This window comes from Halothiobacillus neapolitanus c2, from assembly GCF_000024765.1.
Classification (GTDB): Bacteria; Pseudomonadota; Gammaproteobacteria; order Halothiobacillales; family Halothiobacillaceae; genus Halothiobacillus; species Halothiobacillus neapolitanus.
The window spans coordinates 671,527-695,180 of the sequence record NC_013422.1; the positions used below are offsets into that span (position 1 = coordinate 671,527).

Here is a 23,654-nt window from a genome sequence, read left to right on the forward strand (position 1 = left end):
TTTTTAAAAAAGTTCTAAAGTTTTTTCAAAGGCCGCCGATACAGCAACTACAGATCGAGTTCATTGGCATGTTGCCAAGCAAAAACCCACGAGAGGATCGAGATCATGAATGTAATCAACACCAACATTCTTTCCCTGCAAACTCAAAACGCATTGCGCGCCAATGGCAATGCCATGCAGACTGCAATGCAGCGTTTGTCTACCGGTTTGCGTATCAACAGCGCCAAGGACGATGCGGCGGGTTTGGCTATCAGCGACCGTATGACCACACAAATCAACGGTTCCAATGTGGCTGCGCGAAATGCTAACGACGGTATTTCGCTGGCGCAAACCGCTGAAGGTGCAATGGGTGCTTTGACCTCTACTCTGCAGCGGATGCGTGATCTGGCTGTTCAGTCTGCCAACGCCACCAATAGCACCTCTGATCGTCAAAACCTGCAAACCGAGTTCGTTCAACTTCAGAGCGAGTTGGGCCGAATCATTGGTAACACCCAGTTCAACGGTAAAAATGTATTGCAGGGTGGCCTGAGTGGTTCTGCCAATGCCAAGTTCCAAGTTGGTGCCAACACCGGCGCTACAAACCAGATCGCATTCTCGATTAACAACCAGTCTGCCCGCGGTACAGCAAGTGGCGGGATCAAGTCCGCTCTGGCGAATACTGTGTCTATCGGTAGTAAAGCGACCTTCACCAAAATCATGAGTGGCATTAGCCTCATCGATAAGGCGATCACCTCGATCGACACCACCCGCGCCAAGCTGGGTGCGGTACAAAACCGGTTCCAGATCACCATCGATAACCTGAACACCTTTGTGGTCAACCAGTCACAAGCGCGTTCACGAATTCTGGATACCAACTTTGCTGCAGAAACTTCTAACCTGTCTAAGGCTCAGATTCTGCAACAAGCAGGTAACGCCATGTTGACCCAAGCAAATCAGGCACCACAAGCTGTGCTGAGCCTGCTCCGTTAATCCACTGGTGGACTAACAATGGGTGATCAGGGATGATCATGTAAACCTAAGAAAGCTTGGAAGGCGTCCGACGGGACGTCTTCCGGGTTGAGGGCTGAGCATCATGAGTGCCATAAATAACATCGTCAGTTCAAGCATCCATCCTGCGGTCGCGGGACAGGATGCTTCGTCGTTTTCACAGGCTTCCACCCCGACCAGTGTGGTTACTCTGCCCGCCGATCCGAGGCTTCAGGCGAATGCCTCGGCGGGATCTGCGAATAGCCGGAAACCGACAAAGGAAGAAGTGAATCAGGTGCTTGAGGGTTTAATCAAGCGTCAACAGGGTTCGCCGACATCGGTTCAGTTTTCGGTGGATGAAAAACTTGATCAGGTCGTCATTAAGGTGGTGGATCCCACTACTCAGAAGGTGATCAAGCAGATTCCGTCTGAGGCTATTATGAAAATGCGTGAAGATATGTTGGCTTTTGAGTCAAAATCATCAACCGGCCTGCTGCTGTCGGAAAAGACGTAGCAAATATAAAATCCAGTCCCGATATATAGGGGCGGAGGAGTTAGACATGTCTACTACGGTATCTACCACGAGTTCGACCTCCCCAAGTGGAATTTCCTTTTCCGGACTGGGTTCGGGTTTGGATATTCAGGGCATCGTCACACAATTGGTGAATGCTGAGGGAGCACCCCAGCAGCAAATTCTCACGAATCGGCAAACAGCCTTCAATACGACTTTGTCGGCACTCGGTCAGCTTAAGAGTAGTTTGTCGAGTATCCAGACGGCGGTTGACGCATTTCAAAATCTGGATACTTTCCGGACACGGACGGCGACAGTTTCCAATAGCAGTATTTTGAGTGCTTCTGCTATTCCCGGAACGGCGCTAGGGACTTATCAGGTTGAAGTGGATCAATTGGCCACAGCACAGAAGATGGCTTCGGCTGGTTATGCTTCGGCAACGAGTACTGTGGGATCCGGGACACTTAACTTTACTGTCGGTAGTGGCTCATTCTCTGTCAGTGTTGCGGCCACCGATACCCTCACGAATATTCGGGATAACATCAATGCTGCCACTGGCAACACGGGTGTGCAGGCGTCAATCATCAATGTGGATAATGGCAGTGGCGGAACAGTTTCTAAGTTGGTGATGACCGCGCTGAATACGGGCACGAGTAATGGCTTCACGGTTACCGCAGTGGATTCTGATGGCAATAACACGGATGCCGTCGGATTATCTGCTCTTGCATCCAACAACCTGACGCAAATTAGTGCGGCTCAAGATTCCATCATTAAAATCGATGGTATGCAGGTAACCAGTGCATCCAATAGTGTGAGTACGGCCGTTACCGGTTTGACTTTGAATCTCACGCAGGCTCAAGTGGGTACCAGCGTGGCGGTGACGGTGGGGACGGACAACAGCCCCATCACCACCGCGTTACAGACGTTGGTGACCAATTACAACAAATATCAGTCAACCAATGCCAGTCTGACCTCTTATGATCAGACCGCTAATCAGGCTGGGGCGTTGTTGGGCGATGTGACAGCCACTGGGGTCAACAATGCCTTGCGTTCACTGATGGGGCAGAATTACACAACGGGCAGCACTACCATTCAAAACCTGGCGGATATCGGCATTCAAGTGGACAAGAATGGAGTGATGTCGCTGGATACCACCAAGTTGAATCAAGCTCTTGCCGCTGATCCTAATGTGGTCAAGACGTTGCTGACCGACCCAACGAATGGTGTGAGTGCCAAAGTAGACAGCGTGCTCAATCCTTATTTGCAATATAACGGCGTCTTTGATTCCCGCACGGCAAGCATCAATAGCCAATTGAAAACAATCACGACGCAGCAGGCTGATCTACAAGCTCGCTTGAATCAGTATCAGACATCGTTGATGGCACAATTCACCGCGATGGATTCTTATGTTGCTCAGATGAATCAATCGATGAGTTTTCTGTCGAAACTGAACTGAACGGGCTCAAGATTTTCGATTGTTGGTCGATAACCTCCGTAGCCGCGCACACATAGAAATATGTTACATCGTGTGCGTGTAGCCCATGTCTTATTGGAGTTCGAATATCATGTACGCCAAAGCTTACGCCCAAAATTATCGCCAAATCGATCTTGTTGCTGAGGTCGAACAGGCTTCGCCACACCGTTTGGTTGCCATGCTGTTTGAGGGGTTCCTGACTCACGTGGCAAAGGCCAAGGTGGCCACCCAGACCATGGACTATGAAGCAAAGGCTCGCAATGTGCAGTTGGCGATGGATATTCTGGTCGGCCTGAAGGGCGGGTTGAGTAATGATGCCAGCCCGGAACTGGCCGAGCGCCTGTTTGAGTTGTATGACTACTGCGAGCGCCGGTTGCTGGACGCCAGTGCTCGCCGTGATATCTCGGGCTTTGAGGAAGTGGATATGTTGATTCGCCAAATCAAGGAAGCTTGGGATGCAATCGAACCGCAAGTCGCCACGGGGCAAGCGGTGAAAATGGCCGCCACCGCCTGAACGGGCAGCTACGTATCCACGTTATGGCTGCGCCCCTGCCTAGTGTTCTAGTCGACCGTTTGTCCTTGCTTCAGCGGCTGGGTTCCGAAGTGGACGCCGAAGCTGTGCTTTGGTTGGCGGATCGAACGGGTGCTCATGACGAAACCGCGTTGAACTCTATTGCCGAAGCCCGGCGCATGATTGAGCTCACAGTGGATATGGCGATGGCCGCCGACTACGCCGAACACCCCATGGTTCTGGCCATGCGGGACGAGTGGGAGCAGCGGTTTGCCCGCATCAAGATCGAGATGAAGGATAAATACAAAAGCCTGGCTGACTCACTTCAGCAACAGGCCCAGCAGACTCGGGCCGTCAGGGCTTATATGAGCACACAAGGGGCCAGCTTCTAGTCTCCTGCACGTTTAAATTGGATCATTGGGCGGTTTCGTCTTCTGCGATCCAATCATGGATCCTCTGTTATCGCACACTAAAATTCCTTAAGGTGCTTCTTCTCTGAGCGCCAATAATTCTTCTTTTAGCCCCGATTGTTCCGATGGATTGCAATATGTGATCAGCGCGAGGCATTGCTGGAAACCCTCTTCTATATCGAGGGTGTTAAATATCATCGCGAGTTGACGAATGGTGTGCGTATCCCCAGGGAAACGTGCCAAATAATGAGAGTAGGCTTCAACGGCATGACCATAGTCGCCGCGTAACGCGGCCAGTTGACCGCTCAAACGCCAATGACTGGGGTTGATGAGTGCTGCTGTATCCAAGGCTTGGTTGGCCTGTACCGGGTCGCCTAGTTCCAGACTGACGGCAGATACCCGAGTCAGACAGTGATCCAGTAGGAGTGAGTCTCGTTCGGAATCGGCATGGTTGAGGACTTGTTCATAAGCTGTCATGGCTTCAGGCAGTTCATGATTCAGCTCTGACAGTAGGCCTGTCAAATAGGCGGCATATGGCTGTGCTTGTTGGACGTCCGGGTGGTTGGTCAGCGCGTGCACCAATGAATTCAGCGCCTTTTTGTTGTGCTGAGAGAAGTGCATTTCTGCCAAACGTAGGCTGGCTTTGGGGGATCTTCTTTCCTCATTGCGCTTTTGATCGGCAGTCAGAAGTGCTTTGAGTTGCTGGTCGAAAACTTCAGCCGTTTTTGCGGTGATTTCCGGCGGTAGATTCCAGTTGGCTGCCAACCACAGCACACGTTCGGGTTCACCGGCTTCCACGTAACGTTCAAGAATTGTCTCAGGGTTCTGCTGTCGATTCTGTTCGAGTAAGCGGGTTTCAAGTCGAAAAATTATGTTCTTGAAGATGGGTAGCAGTTTTTGCGCTGCTTGTTGAATATGTGCATAAAACAGGTTGGCCAGTGCTTCTGCCTGCTGGGCGTCCAGAGCAAAAAAATCGTTTGGCAGGTCGGTAGCAACAAGTTCGCGATGGGCCATGGTTTTGACCAGATGCTCCGCCTGAGGCAACTGTGATCGCATCAAGCGATCAATGGCGCGCATTCGCCGCTTATGAAGGACCTGTCGGTTCGGGTTGATCATGTTGAAGAAGGCCCGATTCGACTCCAGAGCCAGTTGTGCCAGATGCTCGATCTTGCGCACGTCTTCGACCATGGTGTTGATGGCAGTCTGGACACGGTTCAGATGTTCGACAACTGCCTGCGAGGAAGTTGTGATGGCTTTATCCAGCGGTTTTCGATCAAAGGGTTCTTCTGACCAGTCGATCTGCTCAAGGGGTTTAAAAACGACACCCTTGATGGCGGCGGCGTCCGGCGAGGGGTTGATCAATGTTACACCCAGTGGCGCCAAGTGCTCGGCCATGCCTTCCAGCGTTTCAATGCCGGCGAAGTAGTCGGGCGTCGTCCAGGCCGTTTGCCCTGTATTGGTGGTGACCTTGACCGCTGTGTAATCGAGCAATGGCCCTGCCGCCGCCTCGCTGCTACCTTGAGCGTGGGTCTGGCCATTGGGTGCATGACACAGATCAAGTCCGGCAAAGGCGATTTGCGTGAACCCCAGGTAGGTCGCGAGCATCACGCAGGTATGGGTGACGGTCGGGCCGACGGAGACGAGATTACCGGTGGGATTGATTGGTTTCGCTTGCTCATCGGCCTGGAGATCGGGAGCGAGTGGTGGCTCGTCCCATGGTAGCAGTAGGTCAGTGTGCAGCATCCGATGTGGCCAACGATTCACGATGCCGGGATAGGCATGATTTCCTGCAATCAGAATAGTTTCCGGCCCAAAGTCGAACATCTGGCGGCTCACGGTCAGGCTGACGGGGTAGGGGTCAACTGTGGCGATCATGTCGGGGTTGATTCCTGCTGAAAGCAGGCGCGCGCTGATGCGTGAAACCGCGATGAGAAAGAGTTGGGATCGGTGGGTTTTGATCCATTCGATCTGATCGTCCAGTGAAGGGCCGCCAGCGAGAATCAGCGCCTTTTTTCCCTTGAATATGCCTTTCAACGGAACGAGATTGGCAAAAAAGCTGGGGGTATTGGCAAGTTGGGCGGTCAAAAATGGTGCCGTGCCCAGGTTGGCGGTAGTCACGTAACGCCGACGGGTCAGCTCGGCATCGAATTGATCGACCAGTTCCAGATAATCTGCAGTGGGGTGGTCGAGTGCGGCCAGCGAACGGTCGAAGGCAACGCCATTGATACGGAAGTAGTCGTTCAGCAGGAGTAGTTCGGCGGTTTGAGTCCATTCATCCGGGGTGATGAGATGGACGTAATCGTCAAGCAGACTGGCGATGGCAGGTGTTTGCCGAAGCGCTTCGGCCAAGGCAGTGGGTTCAATGAAAATCCAGCGCGAGCCTCGGGGTAATGGCGTCTTTTCTTTGACGAATCGTATGAGCTGTCCCGAATCGCTGCCGATGATGACGTATAACCGATCTTGCGCGTGCAGCCGATTTTTGAAGTGCGCACTCAATACCTGTTGTGCGAGGCTGGTTCCGGCACTCGCTGGTTGGTTGGGTTGCGCGCTGAAATGAAGGCCGTTGAGTGTCGGAAAAATCCAGTCGCCCGAGATCGTCTGGACAAGTTCTGGACGCTGGGTATCGGAATCCCATCCTGTCGGCGAAAATTCGGAGGCGTCGGGCATCAGGGTCGTTTCAGTCATGGTTAACGCTTTTAGGTGGCGGGCAAAAATCGTTGAAAGGCTATCATAGCGGAGTCAGCGACATAGCCTGTATTGTGCACTGTGTGCGGACAGCCCGGATGAATCAAGTTCTGTGGCCATTCTCGTCGAGTTGGTTCGATATTTGTTTAGAAAGTGCGCCCGGTTTTCGGTGGCGCTATATTGGTGTTCGGTTGGTTGTGTTCGAAGCCGAATTCTTTAATGATGGGCCTGGATTACGAACAGGATCAGGCGCCCTGTAATCGCCCTTTTAACTGATGGATTGTTTCATGTCTGAACCGGATCTTTTGGAATCACCACGTGCTCTTGTTACGGGGGCAGATGGATTTATCGGCTCTCATCTCGTCGAGATGCTGGTTTCCCGCGGTTACACCGTGCGGGCGCTGGCTCAATACAACAGCTTCAACCATTGGGGTTGGCTGGAAGATGTGGCGTACAAGGACGCCATCGAGGTCGTTGCCGGTGATATTCGCGACGCCCATTTCTGCCGACACATGATGAAGGATGTCGATGTCGTATTTCATCTGGCGGCACTGATCGCCATTCCCTATTCGTATATCGCCCCGGATAGTTATGTGGATACTAACGTGCGCGGCACGTTGAATGTCTGCCAAGCGGCCCTGGATGCGGGTGTGAAGCGGGTTATCCACACCTCGACCAGCGAGGTATATGGCACGGCGCGGTATGTGCCGATCGACGAAAAGCATCCGCTTCAACCGCAGTCGCCTTATAGCGCATCCAAAATCGGTGCCGATGCGATCGCCCAGAGTTTCCAGAACAGTTTCAGCTTGCCGCTCACAGTCGCCCGGCCATTCAATACCTACGGGCCGCGCCAGTCTGCCCGTGCAGTGATTCCGACCATCATCAGCCAGATCGCTTCCGGCAAACAGCGGATCGAGTTGGGCGATTTATCGCCGACGCGTGATTTCAATTATGTCGAAGACACCTGCCGTGGGTTTATCGCTCTTGCCGAGAGTGACGCGACGGTCGGCGAGGTGGTCAATATCGGCTCGAATTTCGAGATTTCGATCGGCGACACCTTGCACCTGATCCGAGAATTGATGGGCAGCGATATCGAAGTGGTTCACGACGATCAGCGCGTTCGGCCCGCCAATTCTGAAGTGTTCCGTCTGTGGTGCGACAACAGCAAGATTCACTCATTGACCGGGTTCAAACCCGAGGTCGATATCCGGCAAGGGCTTGCGCGCACGATCGATTGGTTCACGAATCCGGACAACCTGCGCCGCTACAAGACCGATATCTACAATGTGTGATGAATTCATCCAGTTTGTCCGGGCACTGTACGAGGAGCCATCGGCCCCGATCCCGCTGCATGTGCCCGTCATGGGTACTCCTGAGAAAGAAGCCGTCGCTGCGGCGATCGATTCGACCTTCGTCTCCAGTGTCGGTGCGTTTGTTACCGAATTCGAACGCGATGTTGCCGAGTTTTCGGGCGCTAAATACGCCGTGGCTACGGTCAATGGAACGGCGGCATTGCACATCGCACTTCTGGTTGCGGGCGTGCAGCCGGGCGATCTGGTCATCACCCAGTCGCTGAGCTTTATCGCCACCTGCAACGCCATCCACTACTGCGGTGCCGACCCTCTGTTTATCGATGTGGACGAACACACGCTCGGTTTGTCACCCAGTGCACTTCGAAGCTGGCTCGAACGTCATGCGGAATGTCGGATGGAGGGCACTTTCGAACGGGCGACGGGGCGACGAATTCGCGCTTGCGTGCCGATGCATACCCTCGGGCATCCGACGGATATCAAAGCCATAACGACCATCTGTGACGAATGGTCGTTGACGCTGGTCGAGGACGCAGCGGAGTCGCTCGGCAGCTATGTTGGCAATGCGCACACCGGCACTTTCGGGCGAATGGGTGTGTTCAGCTTTAATGGCAACAAGGTCATCACCACGGGCGGCGGCGGCATGATCGTGACCGATGACGAGCAGTTGGCCGTGCGGGCGAAACATCTGTCGACAACGGCGAAAAAACCTCACCCCTGGGCGTTCGAGCATGATGAGGTGGGATACAACTACCGCCTGCCGAACCTGAATGCGGCGTTCGGCGTCGCACAAATGTCTCGGCTGCCCGGCTTACTCGCTAGCAAGCGTGAAGTGGCGTCCCGATATGCGCAATGGTGCGAGGCCAACGGTTGGACATTCGTGAGTGAACCTCAGGGCGCGCGAAGCAACTACTGGCTCAATGCAGTGCGCATGTCCGATCGGGAAACGCGCGATGCCTTTCTTGCCGCCACAAATGCCGCTGGTGTGATGACCCGGCCCCTGTGGACGCCGATGCACCGTTTGCCGATATATGCTTCGGGGCTGCGCGACCCATTGCCGGTCACGGAAGCCTTGGCGGGTACGCTGGTGAACATCCCCAGTTCTGCCCTGGCCAACGGTCGCTCGTGATGCGCAGAATCGCGGTCATCACCGGTACGCGAGCCGACTACGGTCTGCTGTACTGGTTGATTCACGACCTGCATCATGCAGAAGACATTGAGTTGCAATTGATTGTGACCGGCATGCACCTGATGACGGAATTCGGCCACACCGTCGATGTGATTGAACGGGATGGGTTTCCGGTCGCCGCTCGTGTTGATTTGCAGTTGTCGTCCGACAGTCCGCAGGCGGTCGCCCGTGCGATGGGCGTTGGGATGATCGGGTTCGCGGACGCGCTGTCGCGTTTGGCGCCCGATATGGTCGTGATTCTGGGCGACCGGTTTGAAATGCTGGCGGCGGCCAGTGCGGCGTTCACCTTACGCATCCCGATTGCCCATATTCATGGCGGAGAGGTGACGGAAGGTGCTCTGGATGAAGGTTTCCGTCACGCCATTACAAAGCTGTCTGCGGTGCATTTCACGGCGGCAGAAACCTATCGGGAGCGCGTGATCCAGATGGGCGAACAGCCGGATCGCGTGTTCAACGTCGGCGCGCCCGGCCTGGATCATCTCCGCCGCACGCCGTTATTGAATCGCGAGGATCTGGAAGCGGCCCTCGACTTTCGCCTGGGCGCGCTGAATTTCCTGGTCACCTTTCATCCGGCCACGCTCGATATCGAGGACGCTGTCAGCCAATGTCGGCAGATGTTGGCGGCACTGGATGCCCTCCCCACGGCCCACATCGTGTTCACGCTGCCCAATGCCGATCCCGGCGGGCGGGCCATCATCCCCGAGCTTGAGGCTTATGTGGCGAGGCATCCCGACCGTTGCCGCCTTTATGCATCGCTGGGGCAGTTGCGCTATCTTTCGCTGATGCGCCAGGTGCAGGTCGTGATCGGCAACTCGTCCAGTGGCATTATCGAGGCCCCGACGTTCGGGGCGGCCACGGTGAATATCGGCGATCGCCAGAAGGGCCGGCTGCGTGCCCGAAGCGTCATCGATTGCGCACCTGAATGTCTTTCGATTGAACACGCGATTTCGCGGGCCCTGGAACCGGCATTCCAGTCACTGTTGCCGACGATGGAAAACCCCTACGGCGCGGGCGATGCATCGGGCCGGATGTTGGCTGTATTGCGGTCGGTTAACCTCGTGGAACTGGGGCGAAAACCGTTCTTCGATCTGCCCGATTCGGCCAGTCGGGTGTCGTAAATTTACGTTCATGAGCAGGGAAGAACAGAACATGCGCCACGATCACCGGCCAACAGAGGAGTTTTCATGAGTCAACCGTTGATCATTGCCGAAGCGGGTGTGAACCATAATGGCCAAACTGATCTGGCGTTCGCCTTGGTTGAAGCGGCCGCCAAGGCCGGTGCTGATGTGGTCAAGTTCCAGACCTTCAAGGCCGAATTGCTCGTCACCGCAGATGCCCCCAAAGCCGAATACCAGCAACGTGCGACGGGCGCAGGTGAGTCGCAGTACGCGATGCTCAAGCGGCTTGAACTCTCTCCCGATCTTCATCACGAACTCAAGCGTGAGGCCGAGCGGTTGGGTTTGGAGTTTCTTTCGACCGCCTTCGATTCGCAAAGCCTGCGATTCTTGGTTGACGAGGTGGGCTTGAAGCGTCTGAAACTGCCTTCCGGCGAGCTGACCAATGCGCCCTTCGTGCTCGAACATGCACGCACGGGTGCCGAATTGATCGTTTCCACGGGCATGGCGAATCTGGCGGAGATCGAACAGGCGCTTGGGGTGATCGCGTTCGGCCGAATTGCGGGCGCGGATGACCGTCCGTCCGTGGATGCATTCAAGGCGGCCTATGCCTCGGCGGAAGGTCAGGCGGCCTTGAAGTCGGGCGTGACTCTTATGCATTGCACCAGTGATTATCCCGCCGCACCGCAAGCCATTAATCTACGCGCCATGGACACGCTCTCGGCGGCGTTCGGGTTGCCGGTCGGTTATTCCGATCACACGCTGGGCACCGCCATGAGCATTGCCGCCGTGGCGCGCGGCGCGCGGATCGTTGAAAAGCATTTCACGCTCGATCGAACGCTTGAGGGGCCGGATCATGCGGCATCGCTGGAACCGGATGAATTAACCCAAATGATTCGCGGCATTCGGGATGTCTCCGCGGCATTGGGCGACGGCATCAAACGCCCGCAACCGGCGGAGCTTTCCACGGCCCGTGTGGCACGCAAGAGTTTGGTCGCGCGGGTGCCGATTCGTGCGGGTGAGCCTTTTACGACAGACAATTTGACCGTGATGCGCCCGGGCACCGGGTTATCGCCCATCGGATATTGGGCGTTGCTCGGCAAAACAGCCAGGCAGGACTACCCGGCAGGGAGCTTGATCGTTGACTAAACCCTTCATCATTCTGGGCGCGGGGGGGCATGCCGCTGTGATCCGCGATCTGATCGAGTGCCTGGGACACGAGGTTGCGGGCGTACTGACGCCTGAATTTTCGGCGGGCAGCCATTGGCAGGGTCTGCCCGTGTTGGGTGCTGATGATTTTCTGGATCAACCGGCTGCTGCGGATTATGTCTACGCGCTGGGCGTCGGCTTGATGCCGAATCAGGCCCGTTTACGTTCGACGCTTTATGCCGAGTTAATTACTAAAGGTTTGGAAGTGCCCACCCTCGTCCATCCTTCGGCCGTGGTGGCACGCAGTGTGCGCTTGGGGCGGGGGGTGCAGATACTGGCCGGTGTGGTAGTGCAGGCTCAAGCGGTGATCGGTGATAACGTGCTGATCAACACACGGGCTTCTGTCGATCATCATTGTCATCTGGGTGCTCATAGTCATGTCGCGCCCGGGGCAGTGCTCTGCGGCGGGGTGAGGACCGGCGAGGGTGTGTTTGTCGGCGCCGGTGCCACGGTCATCCAGGGCTTGGAAATTGGTTCGCGCGCCGAGGTAGGCGCCGGGGCGACGGTGCTTCGATCCTTGCCTGCAGACACCCGTTTCATTCCGGAACGCCCGCATCAAGGAATCTAAGGAGAAGTAGAGTGAGCGAGCAATGGCAAAAAATTCGGTTGCGTGTGTCGGATTCGCTGCATCGGGCGATCGAGGTCATCGACCAAGGTGCCAAACAAATCGCCTTGGTGCTGGATGATGACGGGCGACTCATCGGTACGGTGACTGATGGCGATATCCGGCGCGGTATCCTGCGGCATCTGTCGTTGGAGGCGCCTGTTTCGGAGGTCATGAACGCCAAGCCGCGGAGTCTGGCGGCAGGTTATAGTCGAGCCGAGGCGCTGCAACTTCTGGGCAGTGCTCAGGTGTTGCAGGTGCCGATCGTCGATCGTGACGGCAAGTTGGTCGGGCTTGAAACCATGACCGATCTGATGAAGCGGCCGCGGCTGGAAAACCCGGTGTTTCTGATGGCGGGCGGCTTTGGCACTCGGCTGCGGCCCTTGACGGATTCCTGCCCCAAGCCGATGCTGAAGGTGGGCGGCAAACCGATGCTGGAGCACATCCTGCAGGATTTGATCGACTACGGCTTCTATCGTTTTTACATCTCGGTGCATTACCTGCGCGAGCAGGTGATCGAGCATTTCAAGGACGGCAGCCGCTTCGGGGTGTCGATCCAATATATCCACGAAGACACGCCGCTTGGCACGGCGGGGTGTTTGGGGCTCTTGCCGCGCGATGCCGTGCAGCGCCCGATCATCGTCGTTAATGGCGACATCATGACCCGCGTAAATTACGAGGCGCTGTTGCAGGATCATGATCGCCACACGCCCGCCGCGACGGTTTGTACCCGTCAATATGATTTTCAGGTGCCGTACGGCGTGATCGAGCATGAAGATCAGCGCATCACCAACATCACTGAAAAACCCACGCAGCACTTCTTTGTGAGCGCGGGTATTTATGTGCTGGCGCCACAGGTGGTGCATTCGATGGCCGCCGATACGCGGGTCGATATGCCGGATCTGCTGAAATCCGAAATCACCGCCGGACGTTCCGTGCGGATGTTCCCGGTGCATGAATACTGGCTGGATATCGGTCGGATGAATGACTTCGAACTGGCGCAGAACGACGCGGCATCGGTGTTGCAGCGTGTCTGACATCGGATCGGTGCTGGCGCTCATTCCCGCGCGGGGCGGGAGCAAGGGCTTGCCCGGCAAGAATATCCGCCCTTTGAAGGGCAGGCCGTTGATCGGTTGGAGCATCGAGGCTGCGCGCACCAGCCGTTATGTTTCGCGGGTTGTGGTTTCCTCGGACGATGAGGAAATTCTGGCCGTCGCCCGCGATCAAGGGGCGGAAACGCCCTTTCGACGCCCCGCGTCATTGGCGGGTGATGCCACGCCGAGCATGGATGTCGTGCTGCACGCGCTCGACCAGCTTGCCGAGTTTGAGTGGGTTGTCCTGCTTCAACCCACATCCCCTTTACGGCTGTCCGCGGATATCGATGCGGCGATCGAGCAATGCCTGAAAACGAATGCGCCTGCCTGTGTCAGCGTTTGCGAAGCGCCCGCCAGCCCGTGGTGGATGTTTGAGGTCGGCGCAGAGTGCCGTATGCGTTCGTTTCTTCCTGCCGAACAACGGCCGGTACGGCGGCAGGACTTACCGGATCTGTATGCACTGAATGGCGCGGTTTACGTGGCGAAAACCGAATGGCTGCGAACCTCGCGCAGTTTTCTGACCGAAGAAACCGTGGCCTATGTCATGCCGCCCGCCCGCTCGGTAGACATCGATACCCTGTTCGATTTCCAGCTGGCGGAGTGTCTGCTGGGAAATCACTGAGGAGGAGGGCAGTCCTTCTCGCCCTCGCTCGCTGCACGATCCATTACTCCTGTGTGATGAGGTAGCAGGGTTGGAACGAGGCTCCTTATTTCAGGTTCTGGCCAATCCACGCCAGAAGTTGATCGGCGATGATGCTCTTATTCTCACTCTCCCAGCGCAGGCGGGTTTCATATTCCCCTGCTGCTAAGCCGCGCTCGCTCACCACGATGCGCAAGGGTATGCCGATGAGCTCCATATCGGCAAACGCGACGCCGGGGCGCAGGCCGCGATCGTCGAGCAGCACGTTAAACCCTTGGGCGGTTAGTTCGGCTTCCAGTCGTTCGGCTTCGGCTTGAACCGCTGGGGCGCGATGGCCGTTGATCGGCACGATGGCGACTTCGAACGGGGCGAGGGGCACGGGCCAGACAATGCCGTTGTCGTCGTGATTCTGTTCGATGGCAGCGGCCACGATGCGTGAGACACCAATGCCGTAGCAGCCCATGATCGCGGTGGCGGGTTTGCCGTGTTCGTCGAGGAATTCGCAATGCATTTTCTCGCTGTAGGTGGTGCCCAACTGGAACACATGCCCCACTTCGATGCCTCTTGCGATGGCGAGCTTATCCTGACCATCCGGTGCCGGATCGCCTTCGACTGCGTTGCGCAGGTCCGCGGTTTCTGGTTCGGGCAGGTCGCGCCCCCAGTTCACGCCGGTTATGTGCCAGCCATCTTCGTTGGCGCCGCAGATAAAGTCGGCGCAGTCAGCCGCCGCAAAGTCGGCGATGACGGGGATGTTCAGGCCGATCGGGCCGAGGGAACCGACATTCGCCCCCGTGTGTGTGAACGCTTCCGCTGGAGGGATGAACTCAAACGGGTCGGCGATCAGCGGATGCTTGGTGGCCTTGATGTCGTTCAATTCGTGATCGCCACGCAGGATGATTGCCACAACTGGGGTTTCTTTTCCGCGAACGAGCAGGGTCTTGAGAATCTTTGTGGCGGGCGCGTTCAAGAAGGCAGCAACTTCGTCGATGGTTTTGGCATTAGGCGTCGCCACGCGCGTCAGGCTGGCTGTTGCGGGGGCGCGGCCGCCCTTTAAAGGAAAGGTGGGCGCCATTTCTACGTTGGCGGCGTAGTCGCCATTGACTGCATAGGCAATAGCATCCTCGCCCGAATCGGCCAGCACGTGGAACTCATGGGAGCCTTTGCCGCCAATCGAGCCGGTATCGGCCTCCACCGCGCGGAATTTCAAACCCAGGCGGGTGAAAATGCGTGTGTAGGCGTCATACATGGCTTGATAGGTGACGCGCAGAGATTCGACATCGGCATGAAACGAGTAGGCATCCTTCATGATGAATTCTCGGGCGCGCATGACGCCGAAGCGCGGACGAATCTCATCGCGGAACTTGGTTTGAACCTGGTAGTAGCAGATCGGTAATTGGCGGTAGCTTTTGAGCTCTCGACGGGCGTAGTCGGAGATGACTTCTTCATGCGTTGGGCCGACGCAGAACTCACGATCATGCCGATCTTTGACGCGCAGCAATTCGGGGCCGTACTTTTGCCAGCGACCGGATTCCTGCCACAGCTCAGCCGGTTGAATGGCGGGCATCAGCAGTTCCAGCGCGCCGATGCCTTCCATTTCTTCGCGAACGACCGCTTCGACTTTGCGCAAAACGCGCAGACCCAGCGGGCTCCATGTATACAAACCGGAAGCGAGGCGGCGGATCATGCCGGCGCGCAGCATCAATTGATGGCTGATGATTTCGGCTTCGGTTGGCGTTTCTTTCAGGGTATTTAGCGGGAATTGCGAGCTGCGCATGTGTGCTTGGTCTCAAAAAGGTCAGTTGCGTGAGGCTTTGGTATACGGGATGCGGAAATCTACGGCCCCATTAGGATATAAGCGCAGTATTTTGACATGATTTGTCGAATGTTGCCGAGGGCGATTGCGTTTGGATAGCCCACGCCGGTGCGCTTATGAGCGTATGCCTACTATCTCTGTTTTTGAACAGCCATGAGAACGGCCCCGAAGAGCCGCGGGGATATTATTTGACGCAGGCCTTGTTGGCTACATCCTGCGCCTGTTTGAGACGGCTGGCGATTTCTTCTGATGTCAGTGGGCGGTATTTGCCGTCCGCATCCTGAGTCATCAGTTGGTTTTGCGTATTCTGCAGCATTTTGATTTGAGCGTTTGCCGCTTCGCAGGCTTTTGCCGCTTCTTTTTTATTTATTGCCAAAACGGGCTGGTCTGGTGCCAAGGGCTTCTTGGTTTCATCCTCGGTTTTTTCAGCAGGTGCAGCCTGAGCATCCTCGTTATTGCCAGAGGTAGCGTAGTCCGGGTTGACGATCTGGGCTTCGCCTTGTTTCGGTGGGAGCTGGCTGAAATGTGTTTCACCGTTCTTGTCCACCCATTTATATATCTGGGTCGAACCATCGGCCTGACTGGCTGCGGAAAACATGACTGTTGCCGCGGCTGTTAATGCAATCAATGCTATTTTCCTTGAGCCTCGCATAATCTCGCGTCCTTTTGATGTGTGAGAACGCTAGCATAACGTTTTGAACCAATTGTTCAACTGGTCTGAGTGTTAACGGAAATTCCACGCTATTTATCAAAAAACAAAAAAACCGTACCTTCGATAAATAGCCGCGTATGTCCATGACTCAGTGGCAGGAAAATGGTTGGTTTGATGCAGTAATGTCGCAAATGATAAATAGGCTTGATACACTATCTGGATTCACAAAACTAAAGTGAGTTTTCTTCATGGCAGATCGACGTCTTAAGGTGTTCAACACCGTCGCGCGCTTGTTGAGTTTTACCAAGGCAGCCGAGGCCTTGCACACGACCCAGCCAGCAGTCACGTTTCAGGTTCGTCAGTTAGAGGAGCATTTTGATACGCGACTGTTTGACCGAACCCATAACCGTGTGACGCTGACGGACGTGGGGCATGTGGTGTACGAAATTTCTGAACGCATGTTCGAGCTCTATGATGAGATGGATCGACGTGTTAAAGAGATGACGGGCGAAGTTGGCGGTTCACTCAATATTGGCGCAAGTACGACCATTGCTGAAAACATGTTGCCAGCGCTGCTCGGTAAGTTCCGTTTAAAACATCGGGATCTTGCCGTTCGCTTAAAAGTGGGTAATACCGAAGCAATCGTATCCATGGTTGAACACAATGTTGTTGATTTGGCGATTGTCGAGGGAACGGTTGGAAATAAGAATCTGTTGGTCGAAACCTGCCGCCGTGATGAGTTGGTCGTCATTTTGCCGCCTGATCATCAATTGGCCGGTTTAGAGTCTGTTTCCCTTGACCAGCTAATGTCCTATGACTTTATCTGCCGCGAGGAAGGCTCCGGCACGCGTGAAATGGTACTGAACTATTTGATCGAGCACGGTTATTCAGACGGTTGGGATGTTTGCATGGAGCTTGGGAGCCCCGAAGCGATCAAGGGTGCAGTTCAAGCGGGCATGGGATTGTCCATCATGTCTGCTTCCGGTATTACCAAAGAACTCAAGCTCGGGCTGCTCAAAGCAGTGCCGCTGAGTCCGCGTTTGTTCCGTGATTTTTCTTTTGTCCGTCAGCGGCACAAGTTCCGTCTGCCCGCGATGGAAGATCTTCTGGAATTTTCTCGCGATTACTGTAGCAATAGTTCTCCAATGCATGACCTGGAAAGCATTCAAGCGAAAAACGCTACTTGACCTGATTGGTTCAGCTCGGGATGACACCGGTTTTTCGGTGATTCTTTCCAGCAACCATCAACACAAAAAACCCACCCTTTTCAGCAGGGTGGTTTTTTATTGCCTAGGTTTGGTCGTGCATCGACCACAGAATCTCTAATTATATTTGAGCTTCCGTGTGGCACAGTGATGTGCCGCCATGAACGAAGACATAAGGGCACCTCGAAATACCCGTGATTCGTCGTTCCCGCAAAACGGTAACCCAGAAAAATCAAGGCGCTGGATTCCCGCCTACTTGGGAATGACGGGTTTTTCGAGCTTCCCATAAGTGATTGGTCATGAAGAAAATCAAAAATCATATTTTTTGATTTTCGCCCTCTGAAAATTATAGGATGGCATTGCTCAGAGGATTCCCAAAGATAAAACGACAGGCAATAAAAAACCTCGGAGCTACCCGAGGTTTTTTTACATTAGCCGGTGGAGATCACCGGCAGTCGGATCAGAATCCGCCGTGTGCGCCCGCTTCCATCATCTTCATCATGGAATCACGAACGTGCTGAGCGTTGGATTTGAATGGCTCTGGCATATTTTTGCCGCCATGAACAAACATGTCCATGTTCAAACCATACAGCCAGTAACGACCTTCTTTGTCTTCGACAACAGCGATACGGCAAGGCAGGTAGGCCGAGAAGTACGGGCTGAAATCAACCGCTTGACGTGCAATGGAAGGGCTGCAGTACTGATAAATCATCAGGTAGCGTTGTTTTTTGCCCGTTTCCAGTTCCAGCTGCTTGGACAATGGCATTTCACCAACGTTTTTCAGACCGGTGCCGACAGAAGCTGATTCAATACTTTGTTTGATGTCGTCAGGGCCGAGGCCTTTGTCGACTTCCATGCGCCAAACGGTAGCAGCGCCCAAGTCGCCGCCGCTACTGACAAAGCGGTCATACATGCCGCTGTATACGTCCATAGCTTGCGGATCGAGCTTGTCTTTGATCGATAGGAAGCCGCAGCCAGAAAGAGACATGATTGCCACACCCAGTACGGATGCCTTCAAGAGATTACGCATTAACTCACCCCGTTTTGTTTGTTTCTATCTATGTAGCCTATTCATTGTTACTGCATTAGTAAACGCTGACAAACTGATTTAGTTCATCAAGAATAAACACGCTTAATATAGCAAACTTCTAATAAACAAAGTTCAACACTTGGACTTTACACCCATGCAGTGTGATGGTGTCGGTTTTTATGTCCCCTGTTCGGGGATAAATCCTCTAGAATCGGACCCATCGATACATTCACGCGAAGGCCATATGCAAACTCAGTTGATCGTAAACCTGTTCGGCCCGATGGGTACTTCCCATCTGGCTGATCTTCTGGCCTTGATTCAACAGCAGCAGTGTCATGCCCTCGATAGCCATATGTTGTCGTTTGAACAACGCATGGTGTTGGCCCTGCGTATTTCCGGTAACTGGGATCGGGTAACGCGAGTTGAGTCGGTCCTGCGCGAGTTCGCGCAGCGGGCAGGTATTGATATGCATGTTCACCATGAACAAAACATTGCCGAACGTGAGGCGGTTCTTCCCTATGTTGTCGATGCCATCGGTCTGGCATCCGCCGACATCGCGGCTGTTATCACTCGTTTTTTTGCTCAGCAGAAAGTAGATATGCGGGAGTTGTCCACGCGGACCTATCGTCCGGCCCGCAGTAGCGAACGATTGATTCAAATGCGGGCACAGATCGATATCCCGGCGCGCTGCCATCTGGGGCAATTCAAGTCGGATTTTTTTGATCTCTGCGATAACCTGAACCTTGATGCCGCCATTGAACCGGAACGTAGCTTTTAAGGTGTGTTTTTTATTGATTCCCGGAGGAGAACAATGTCTGAGTTGATTAAAGGATCGGTGGTACCTTCATTTACAGGCGCAACCACCGATGGTGGACAAATTTGCGAAACGACCTATTCGGGCAAGTGGCTGGTTCTTTACTTTTATCCTCGTGATAACACACCGGGTTGCACGACCGAAGCGCAGGATTTTCAGCGTTTGCTGCCGTCATTCGATGAAGCCGATGCCGTGGTTGTTGGTGTGTCGAATGATGATCAGGCAAGTCATGCCCGATTCTGTGCCAAACAGGGGCTGAGCTTTCCGTTAATTGCCGATACGGAACAAACGGTTTCACGGGCGTTCGATGTGATTCGGGAAAAATCGATGTACGGCAAAACCTTCGAGGGCATCGAGCGCAGTACTTTTTTAATCGCGCCCGATGGACAGATTCATACCGTATGGCGCAAAGTGAAGGTGCCCGGCCATGCCGAGGCGGTGCTCGCGGCCATTCGGGAAGCCGGTCGCAGCTAAACGCGTATTTTTATTCTTGTCAGCAGCCCGGGAGGCCGAGTAGTCGATGATTAACAACACGCGCCAGAGAAAGTGCCTGTTTGTACTGGATACGAACGTATTGATGCACGATCCGACGTCCATTTTCCGCTTCATGGAACACGATATCTATCTGCCGATGATGGTGATCGAAGAGCTGGACAATGGAAAGAAAGGCACCAGCGAAACCGCGCGTAATGTGCGTCAGGTCAGTCGTTTTCTCGACGACTTGTTGCAGGATGCCGATCTGGACAACATCAATCAGGGCTTGCCGATACAAAGCCCGTTGCTATCGAAAAATAACGAGCGGTCTTCGGAAGCCGGGCGTCTGTTCCTGCAAACCCAGAACGAGTCGATCGAACTGCCCGCGAACATGCCGGGTGGCCGTCCGGATAACCAGATTCTGGGCGTCACACTGGCATTGCGCCATCGGATCAAGGATCGTGATGTCATCCTCGTTTCCAAAGATATCAATCTGCGGATCAAGGCGACCGCGTTAGGTCTCAAAGCCGAGGATTACCATAACGATCAGGTACTGGATGACGTATCGCTGCTGCATAGCGGGATCGTGCAGTTGACCGATGATTTTTGGGACAATCACGGCAAGGCGCTGGAATCCTGGCAGGAAGAGGGGCGGGCGTTCTATCGTGTCCACGGCCCGCAGACGGCTGAATGGTATGTGAATCTGTGCGTGTTCATCGAGGGGGCGACGCCGTTTTCCGGCATCGTGCGCGAGATTGCGGCCGACGGTTCGGCTGTGGTCGAGAGCGCGGTTAATTTTCAGCACGAACGGCAATCCGTCTGGGGCATCACGGCACGCAATCGCGAGCAAAGTTTTGCCCTGAATCATCTGATGGACCCCGAAGTGGATTTCGTTACCTTGCTGGGTCAGGCAGGCACCGGCAAGACGCTGTTGACACTGGCGGCAGCGCTTGCGCTCACATTGGAAAAGAACCGGTACAGCGAGATTATCATGACGCGGGTCACGATCCCGGTGGGCGAAGACATCGGTTTTCTCCCGGGAACCGAAGAAGAGAAAATGACGCCGTGGATGGGCGCGCTGATGGACAATCTCGAGGTGCTCTCGAAAACCGACTCGGGGAACGAGGGCGGCAGTTGGGAGCGTGCGGCCACCAACGACCTGTTGCGCTCACGAATCAAGATCCGCTCACTCAATTTCATGCGCGGGCGCACCTTTCAGAACAAGTTCGTCATTATCGATGAAGCGCAGAACCTCACCGCCAAGCAGATGCGTACCTTGATCACGCGCGCGGGGCCGGGTACGAAAATGGTCTGTTTGGGCAACGTGGCGCAAATCGATACGCCGTATCTGACCGAGACCTCATCCGGTTTGACCTTTGTGGTCGATCGCTTCAAGGGCTGGCCGCATGGTGCTCATATCACGCTGGCGCGTGGCGAACGGTCACGCCTGGCCGAACATGCGGCGGAAGTGCTGTAGGTTTCGTTCCGTAAACGGAGCGTGAAAGACAAAGCCCCGTCGAGGATTCGGCGGGGCTTTTTGCTGTGAACGATTGAACGGTGTTCGGTTGATCAGCCGTGTTCTTTTCTCAGTTTACGGGCCACTGCAACCATGGCTTCCAATGAAGGAATCACTTCTTTCCAGCCGCGGGTTTTCAGGCCGCAATCGGGGTTGATCCATAAACGCTCTGCCGGGATTTTTTCTAGCGCGAGTCGAACGCGGGGTTCGATCTCTTCCATGGTTGGAATCTGCGGCGCATGAATATCGTAGATGCCGGGGCCGATGGCGTTGGGGTAGTGGAAGTCCGAAAAGGCATCCAGCAGTTTCATGTTCGAACGCGTGGTCTCGATGGTGATCACGTCGGCATCCAGCGCGGCAATCGCTTCGATGATGTCATTGAATTCGCTATAGCACATGTGGGTGTGAATCTGCACGTCGTTTGGTGCATCGACCACGGCGTGCTTGAAGGCACGCACCGCCCAGTTCAGATACGGAGCCCAGTCCTTCCGGCGTAGCGGCAAGCCTTCGCGGAACGCGGGTTCATCGACCTGAATCATGCCGATACCGGCAGCGGCGAGATCGTTGATCTCTTGTCGTAACGCCTCGGCAATCTGGTAGCACACGGCCTCGCGGGAAAGATCATCGCGCACGAACGACCAGAACAGAATCGTCACCGGGCCGGTCAACATGCCCTTGACCGGGCGCTGGCTCAGCGATTGCGCATAGCGTGCCCACGCTACCGTCATCGGGCGGCTACGTTGCACGTCGCCCCAGATAATGGGCGGTTTGACGCAACGCGAACCGTAGGACTGTACCCAGCCTTCCTGGGTGAAGGCAAAGCCATCGAGCTGCTCGCCGAAGTATTCGACCATGTCGTTGCGCTCGGCTTCGCCATGCACCAGCACATCCAGACCAATCTTTTCCTGAATCTCGATCACATGGCGGATTTCGTCCTTCATGCTGGACTCGTATTGTTCCTCGGAGAGTTCCCGGTTTTTGAAGGCCTTGCGTGCCGCACGGATTTCATGCGTCTGCGGGAAAGAACCGATGGTCGTGGTCGGCAGCAGCGGCAGGTTGAAACGTGCCTGTTGCGCGGCAGCCCGCTCGGCGAATGCCCCGCGGCGGTTCGGCTCGGTTGCGGCAATAGTTTCCGTCTTGGCACGTACTGTGGATGAATTGCGACCCGGCTGGCGATCGAGTTCGGCACGCGCTGCTGCCGCCTGATTGAGTTCCAGGGCGATACTGTCCAACCCCTCGCTGAGCCCTCGGGCAAGCAGATTCAGTTCGGTGAGTTTTTGTCGGGCATAACTCAGGTTATTGCGCAGAAACTCTGGGAGTTTTGTCTCGAAGGCGGCGTCCAGCGGAAGATGCAGCAAGGAGCAGGACGGGGCCAGCCACAGGCGTTCCTTAAGACGGGCATACACGGGTGCCAATCGCTGCAACATAGGCGCCAGATCGGCGCGCCAGATCGAGCGTCCATCGAGAATGCCGACGGAAAGCACTTTGTAATCCGGCAGGCGGTCGGCCACGGCAATCAGATCGCGCGTCATGGTCGCGTCAATGTGCAGGCCATCCACCGGAAGATTGGCGGCGAGCGCCACATTGCCGTTCAAATCGCCGAAATAGGTGGTCAGCAGGAGCTTGATTCCGGGTACTTTCAGGCGGTGGTAGGTCGGTTCGAAGGCTTGCAGCCAGTCAGCGGGCAGATCAAGCGTCAAAATGGGCTCGTCGATCTGCACCCAGGCAACACCGAGGGCTTTGAGCTCGTTCAACAACAACTGATACCCGGCGGCCAGCGCTTCGGCCTTGGCGAGCCTGCCGGCTTCATCCAGACCGCGGCTCAGATAGAGGAAGGTCAGCGGACCGACCAGAACGGGCTTGGCCGCCGGATTCGCCGCCAACGCCTCGCGCACGAGATCAAGATAGCGTGCGGCATCCAGCGCGATGGGTTGATCCGCTTCCAGTTCCGGCACCAGATAGTGGTAGTTGCTGTTGAACCATTTTTTCATCGCCAGCGGGGCGATGTTCTGCCCAGCGACATTTTTGCCGCGCCCGAGTGTGAACAGGTTGTCCAGCGTGTTGGCCGTGCTGCCGAACCGGTGTGGCACTTGCCCGAACAACAGGGCGGTGTCGGCCATGTGGTCGTAAAACGAAAAGTCGCCGACGGGCGGATGGGTGATACCAGACTCTTTGTGGGCGTGAAATGTTTGCGCGCGCACGCTTTTTGCGGTCGCTTGCAGCGCTTGGGCAGACGATTCGCCCCGCCAGTGCGATTCCAGTGCCCACTTGAGCGCGCGGCGTTCGCCAATGCGGGGGAACCCCAAGGTATGAGTGATGATGTTTGATGAAGTACTCATGTCATTAATTCCGTAAAGTGTCGTGTATGATTAACAACGTTCACGATACGCGAACCAAACATGATTTTGGTTGATGATATTTGTATGAAATGA

Annotated in this window: 21 protein-coding genes; 16 read left to right on the forward strand and 5 right to left on the reverse strand. The window is 55.2% G+C overall.

What is annotated here, in order from left to right:
• Positions 1-105 precede the first annotated feature (105 nt).
• The 5 genes from HNEAP_RS03150 (at position 106) to HNEAP_RS03170 (ending at position 3,854) form a co-directional block, all read left to right on the forward strand.
• On the forward strand, positions 106-969 hold the full coding sequence (locus HNEAP_RS03150; RefSeq protein ID WP_012823511.1) for a flagellin N-terminal helical domain-containing protein: 864 nt from the start codon (positions 106-108) through the stop codon (positions 967-969).
• A 103-nt stretch (positions 970-1,072) separates the two neighbouring features.
• Positions 1,073-1,480 (forward strand): flagellar protein FlaG, encoded by a 408-nt coding sequence (locus tag HNEAP_RS03155; RefSeq protein ID WP_012823512.1) that lies wholly within the window; start codon positions 1,073-1,075, stop codon positions 1,478-1,480.
• A 46-nt stretch (positions 1,481-1,526) separates the two neighbouring features.
• Entirely contained in the window at positions 1,527-2,933 is a 1,407-nt protein-coding gene (fliD, locus tag HNEAP_RS03160; RefSeq protein WP_012823513.1) for a flagellar filament capping protein FliD, read from the forward strand.
• 109 nt (positions 2,934-3,042) lie between these two features.
• The gene (fliS, locus tag HNEAP_RS03165; protein WP_012823514.1) at positions 3,043-3,465 is read left to right on the forward strand and encodes a flagellar export chaperone FliS; all 423 of its coding nucleotides are present in this window, start codon (positions 3,043-3,045) and stop codon (positions 3,463-3,465) included.
• 23 nt (positions 3,466-3,488) lie between these two features.
• On the forward strand, positions 3,489-3,854 hold the full coding sequence (locus HNEAP_RS03170) for a hypothetical protein (RefSeq protein ID WP_012823515.1): 366 nt from the start codon (positions 3,489-3,491) through the stop codon (positions 3,852-3,854).
• A gap of 87 nt (positions 3,855-3,941) precedes the next feature.
• On the opposite strand, the gene HNEAP_RS03175 is transcribed toward HNEAP_RS03170, so the two are convergent.
• Positions 3,942-6,557 carry a 6-hydroxymethylpterin diphosphokinase MptE-like protein gene (locus HNEAP_RS03175; protein WP_012823516.1) on the reverse strand — a complete coding sequence of 872 codons (2,616 nt, stop codon included), beginning with the start codon at positions 6,555-6,557 and terminating at the stop codon, positions 3,942-3,944.
• A gap of 287 nt (positions 6,558-6,844) precedes the next feature.
• On the opposite strand from HNEAP_RS03175, the gene HNEAP_RS03180 reads away from it, so the two are divergent.
• From HNEAP_RS03180 to HNEAP_RS03210, 7 genes are all read left to right on the forward strand, one after another.
• Positions 6,845-7,849: an NAD-dependent 4,6-dehydratase LegB gene (locus tag HNEAP_RS03180; RefSeq protein ID WP_012823517.1), complete on the forward strand. Its 1,005-nt coding sequence runs from the start codon at positions 6,845-6,847 to the stop codon at positions 7,847-7,849.
• A complete protein-coding gene (locus tag HNEAP_RS03185; protein ID WP_012823518.1) occupies positions 7,842-8,996 on the forward strand; it encodes a LegC family aminotransferase in 1,155 nt (384 codons plus the stop codon). The genes HNEAP_RS03180 and HNEAP_RS03185 overlap by 8 nt, the downstream gene beginning before the upstream one ends.
• On the forward strand, positions 8,996-10,174 hold the full coding sequence (neuC, locus tag HNEAP_RS03190; protein ID WP_012823519.1) for a UDP-N-acetylglucosamine 2-epimerase: 1,179 nt from the start codon (positions 8,996-8,998) through the stop codon (positions 10,172-10,174). Before HNEAP_RS03185 ends, neuC begins: the two co-directional genes overlap by 1 nt.
• A 66-nt stretch (positions 10,175-10,240) precedes the next feature.
• A complete protein-coding gene (gene neuB, locus HNEAP_RS03195) occupies positions 10,241-11,320 on the forward strand; it encodes an N-acetylneuraminate synthase (protein WP_012823520.1) in 1,080 nt (359 codons plus the stop codon).
• Entirely contained in the window at positions 11,313-11,948 is a 636-nt protein-coding gene (locus tag HNEAP_RS03200) for an acetyltransferase (RefSeq protein WP_012823521.1), read from the forward strand. The genes neuB and HNEAP_RS03200 overlap by 8 nt, the downstream gene beginning before the upstream one ends.
• Before the next feature lie 11 nt (positions 11,949-11,959).
• Positions 11,960-13,021 carry a nucleotidyltransferase family protein gene (locus tag HNEAP_RS03205; RefSeq protein ID WP_012823522.1) on the forward strand — a complete coding sequence of 354 codons (1,062 nt, stop codon included), beginning with the start codon at positions 11,960-11,962 and terminating at the stop codon, positions 13,019-13,021.
• Complete coding sequence (locus HNEAP_RS03210; RefSeq protein WP_012823523.1) at positions 13,014-13,700, forward strand: acylneuraminate cytidylyltransferase family protein; 687 nt, start codon at positions 13,014-13,016, stop codon at positions 13,698-13,700. The genes HNEAP_RS03205 and HNEAP_RS03210 overlap by 8 nt, the downstream gene beginning before the upstream one ends.
• A gap of 85 nt (positions 13,701-13,785) precedes the next feature.
• On the opposite strand, the gene HNEAP_RS03215 is transcribed toward HNEAP_RS03210, so the two are convergent.
• On the reverse strand, positions 13,786-15,492 hold the full coding sequence (locus HNEAP_RS03215) for a proline--tRNA ligase (protein WP_012823524.1): 1,707 nt from the start codon (positions 15,490-15,492) through the stop codon (positions 13,786-13,788).
• Between the two features lie 223 nt (positions 15,493-15,715).
• Positions 15,716-16,159, reverse strand: coding sequence for a DUF4124 domain-containing protein (locus tag HNEAP_RS03220; protein WP_041600346.1), 444 nt, complete (start codon positions 16,157-16,159; stop codon positions 15,716-15,718).
• 272 nt (positions 16,160-16,431) lie between these two features.
• Between HNEAP_RS03220 and HNEAP_RS03225 the strand changes: the two genes are divergently transcribed.
• Positions 16,432-17,370, forward strand: a complete 939-nt coding sequence (locus HNEAP_RS03225) for a LysR family transcriptional regulator (protein ID WP_012823526.1) — start codon at positions 16,432-16,434, stop codon at positions 17,368-17,370.
• 478 nt (positions 17,371-17,848) lie between these two features.
• Here the strand turns inward: HNEAP_RS03225 and HNEAP_RS03230 are convergent, their stop codons facing one another.
• Complete coding sequence (locus HNEAP_RS03230; RefSeq protein WP_012823527.1) at positions 17,849-18,418, reverse strand: DUF302 domain-containing protein; 570 nt, start codon at positions 18,416-18,418, stop codon at positions 17,849-17,851.
• Between the two features lie 244 nt (positions 18,419-18,662).
• Here HNEAP_RS03230 and HNEAP_RS03235 point away from each other — a divergent pair, with 244 nt between their 5' ends.
• Genes HNEAP_RS03235 through HNEAP_RS03245 form a run of 3 tightly spaced genes read left to right on the forward strand, consistent with a single transcriptional unit; the run spans position 18,663 to position 21,183 of the window.
• Complete coding sequence (locus HNEAP_RS03235; RefSeq protein ID WP_041600347.1) at positions 18,663-19,196, forward strand: glycine cleavage system transcriptional repressor; 534 nt, start codon at positions 18,663-18,665, stop codon at positions 19,194-19,196.
• A 33-nt stretch (positions 19,197-19,229) separates the two neighbouring features.
• Positions 19,230-19,706 (forward strand): peroxiredoxin, encoded by a 477-nt coding sequence (locus HNEAP_RS03240; protein ID WP_012823529.1) that lies wholly within the window; start codon positions 19,230-19,232, stop codon positions 19,704-19,706.
• A gap of 46 nt (positions 19,707-19,752) precedes the next feature.
• Positions 19,753-21,183, forward strand: a complete 1,431-nt coding sequence (locus HNEAP_RS03245; RefSeq protein ID WP_012823530.1) for a PhoH family protein — start codon at positions 19,753-19,755, stop codon at positions 21,181-21,183.
• Between the two features lie 92 nt (positions 21,184-21,275).
• Here the strand turns inward: HNEAP_RS03245 and metE are convergent, their stop codons facing one another.
• On the reverse strand, positions 21,276-23,561 hold the full coding sequence (gene metE, locus HNEAP_RS03250; protein WP_012823531.1) for a 5-methyltetrahydropteroyltriglutamate--homocysteine S-methyltransferase: 2,286 nt from the start codon (positions 23,559-23,561) through the stop codon (positions 21,276-21,278).
• Between the last annotated feature and the right edge of the window lie 93 nt (positions 23,562-23,654).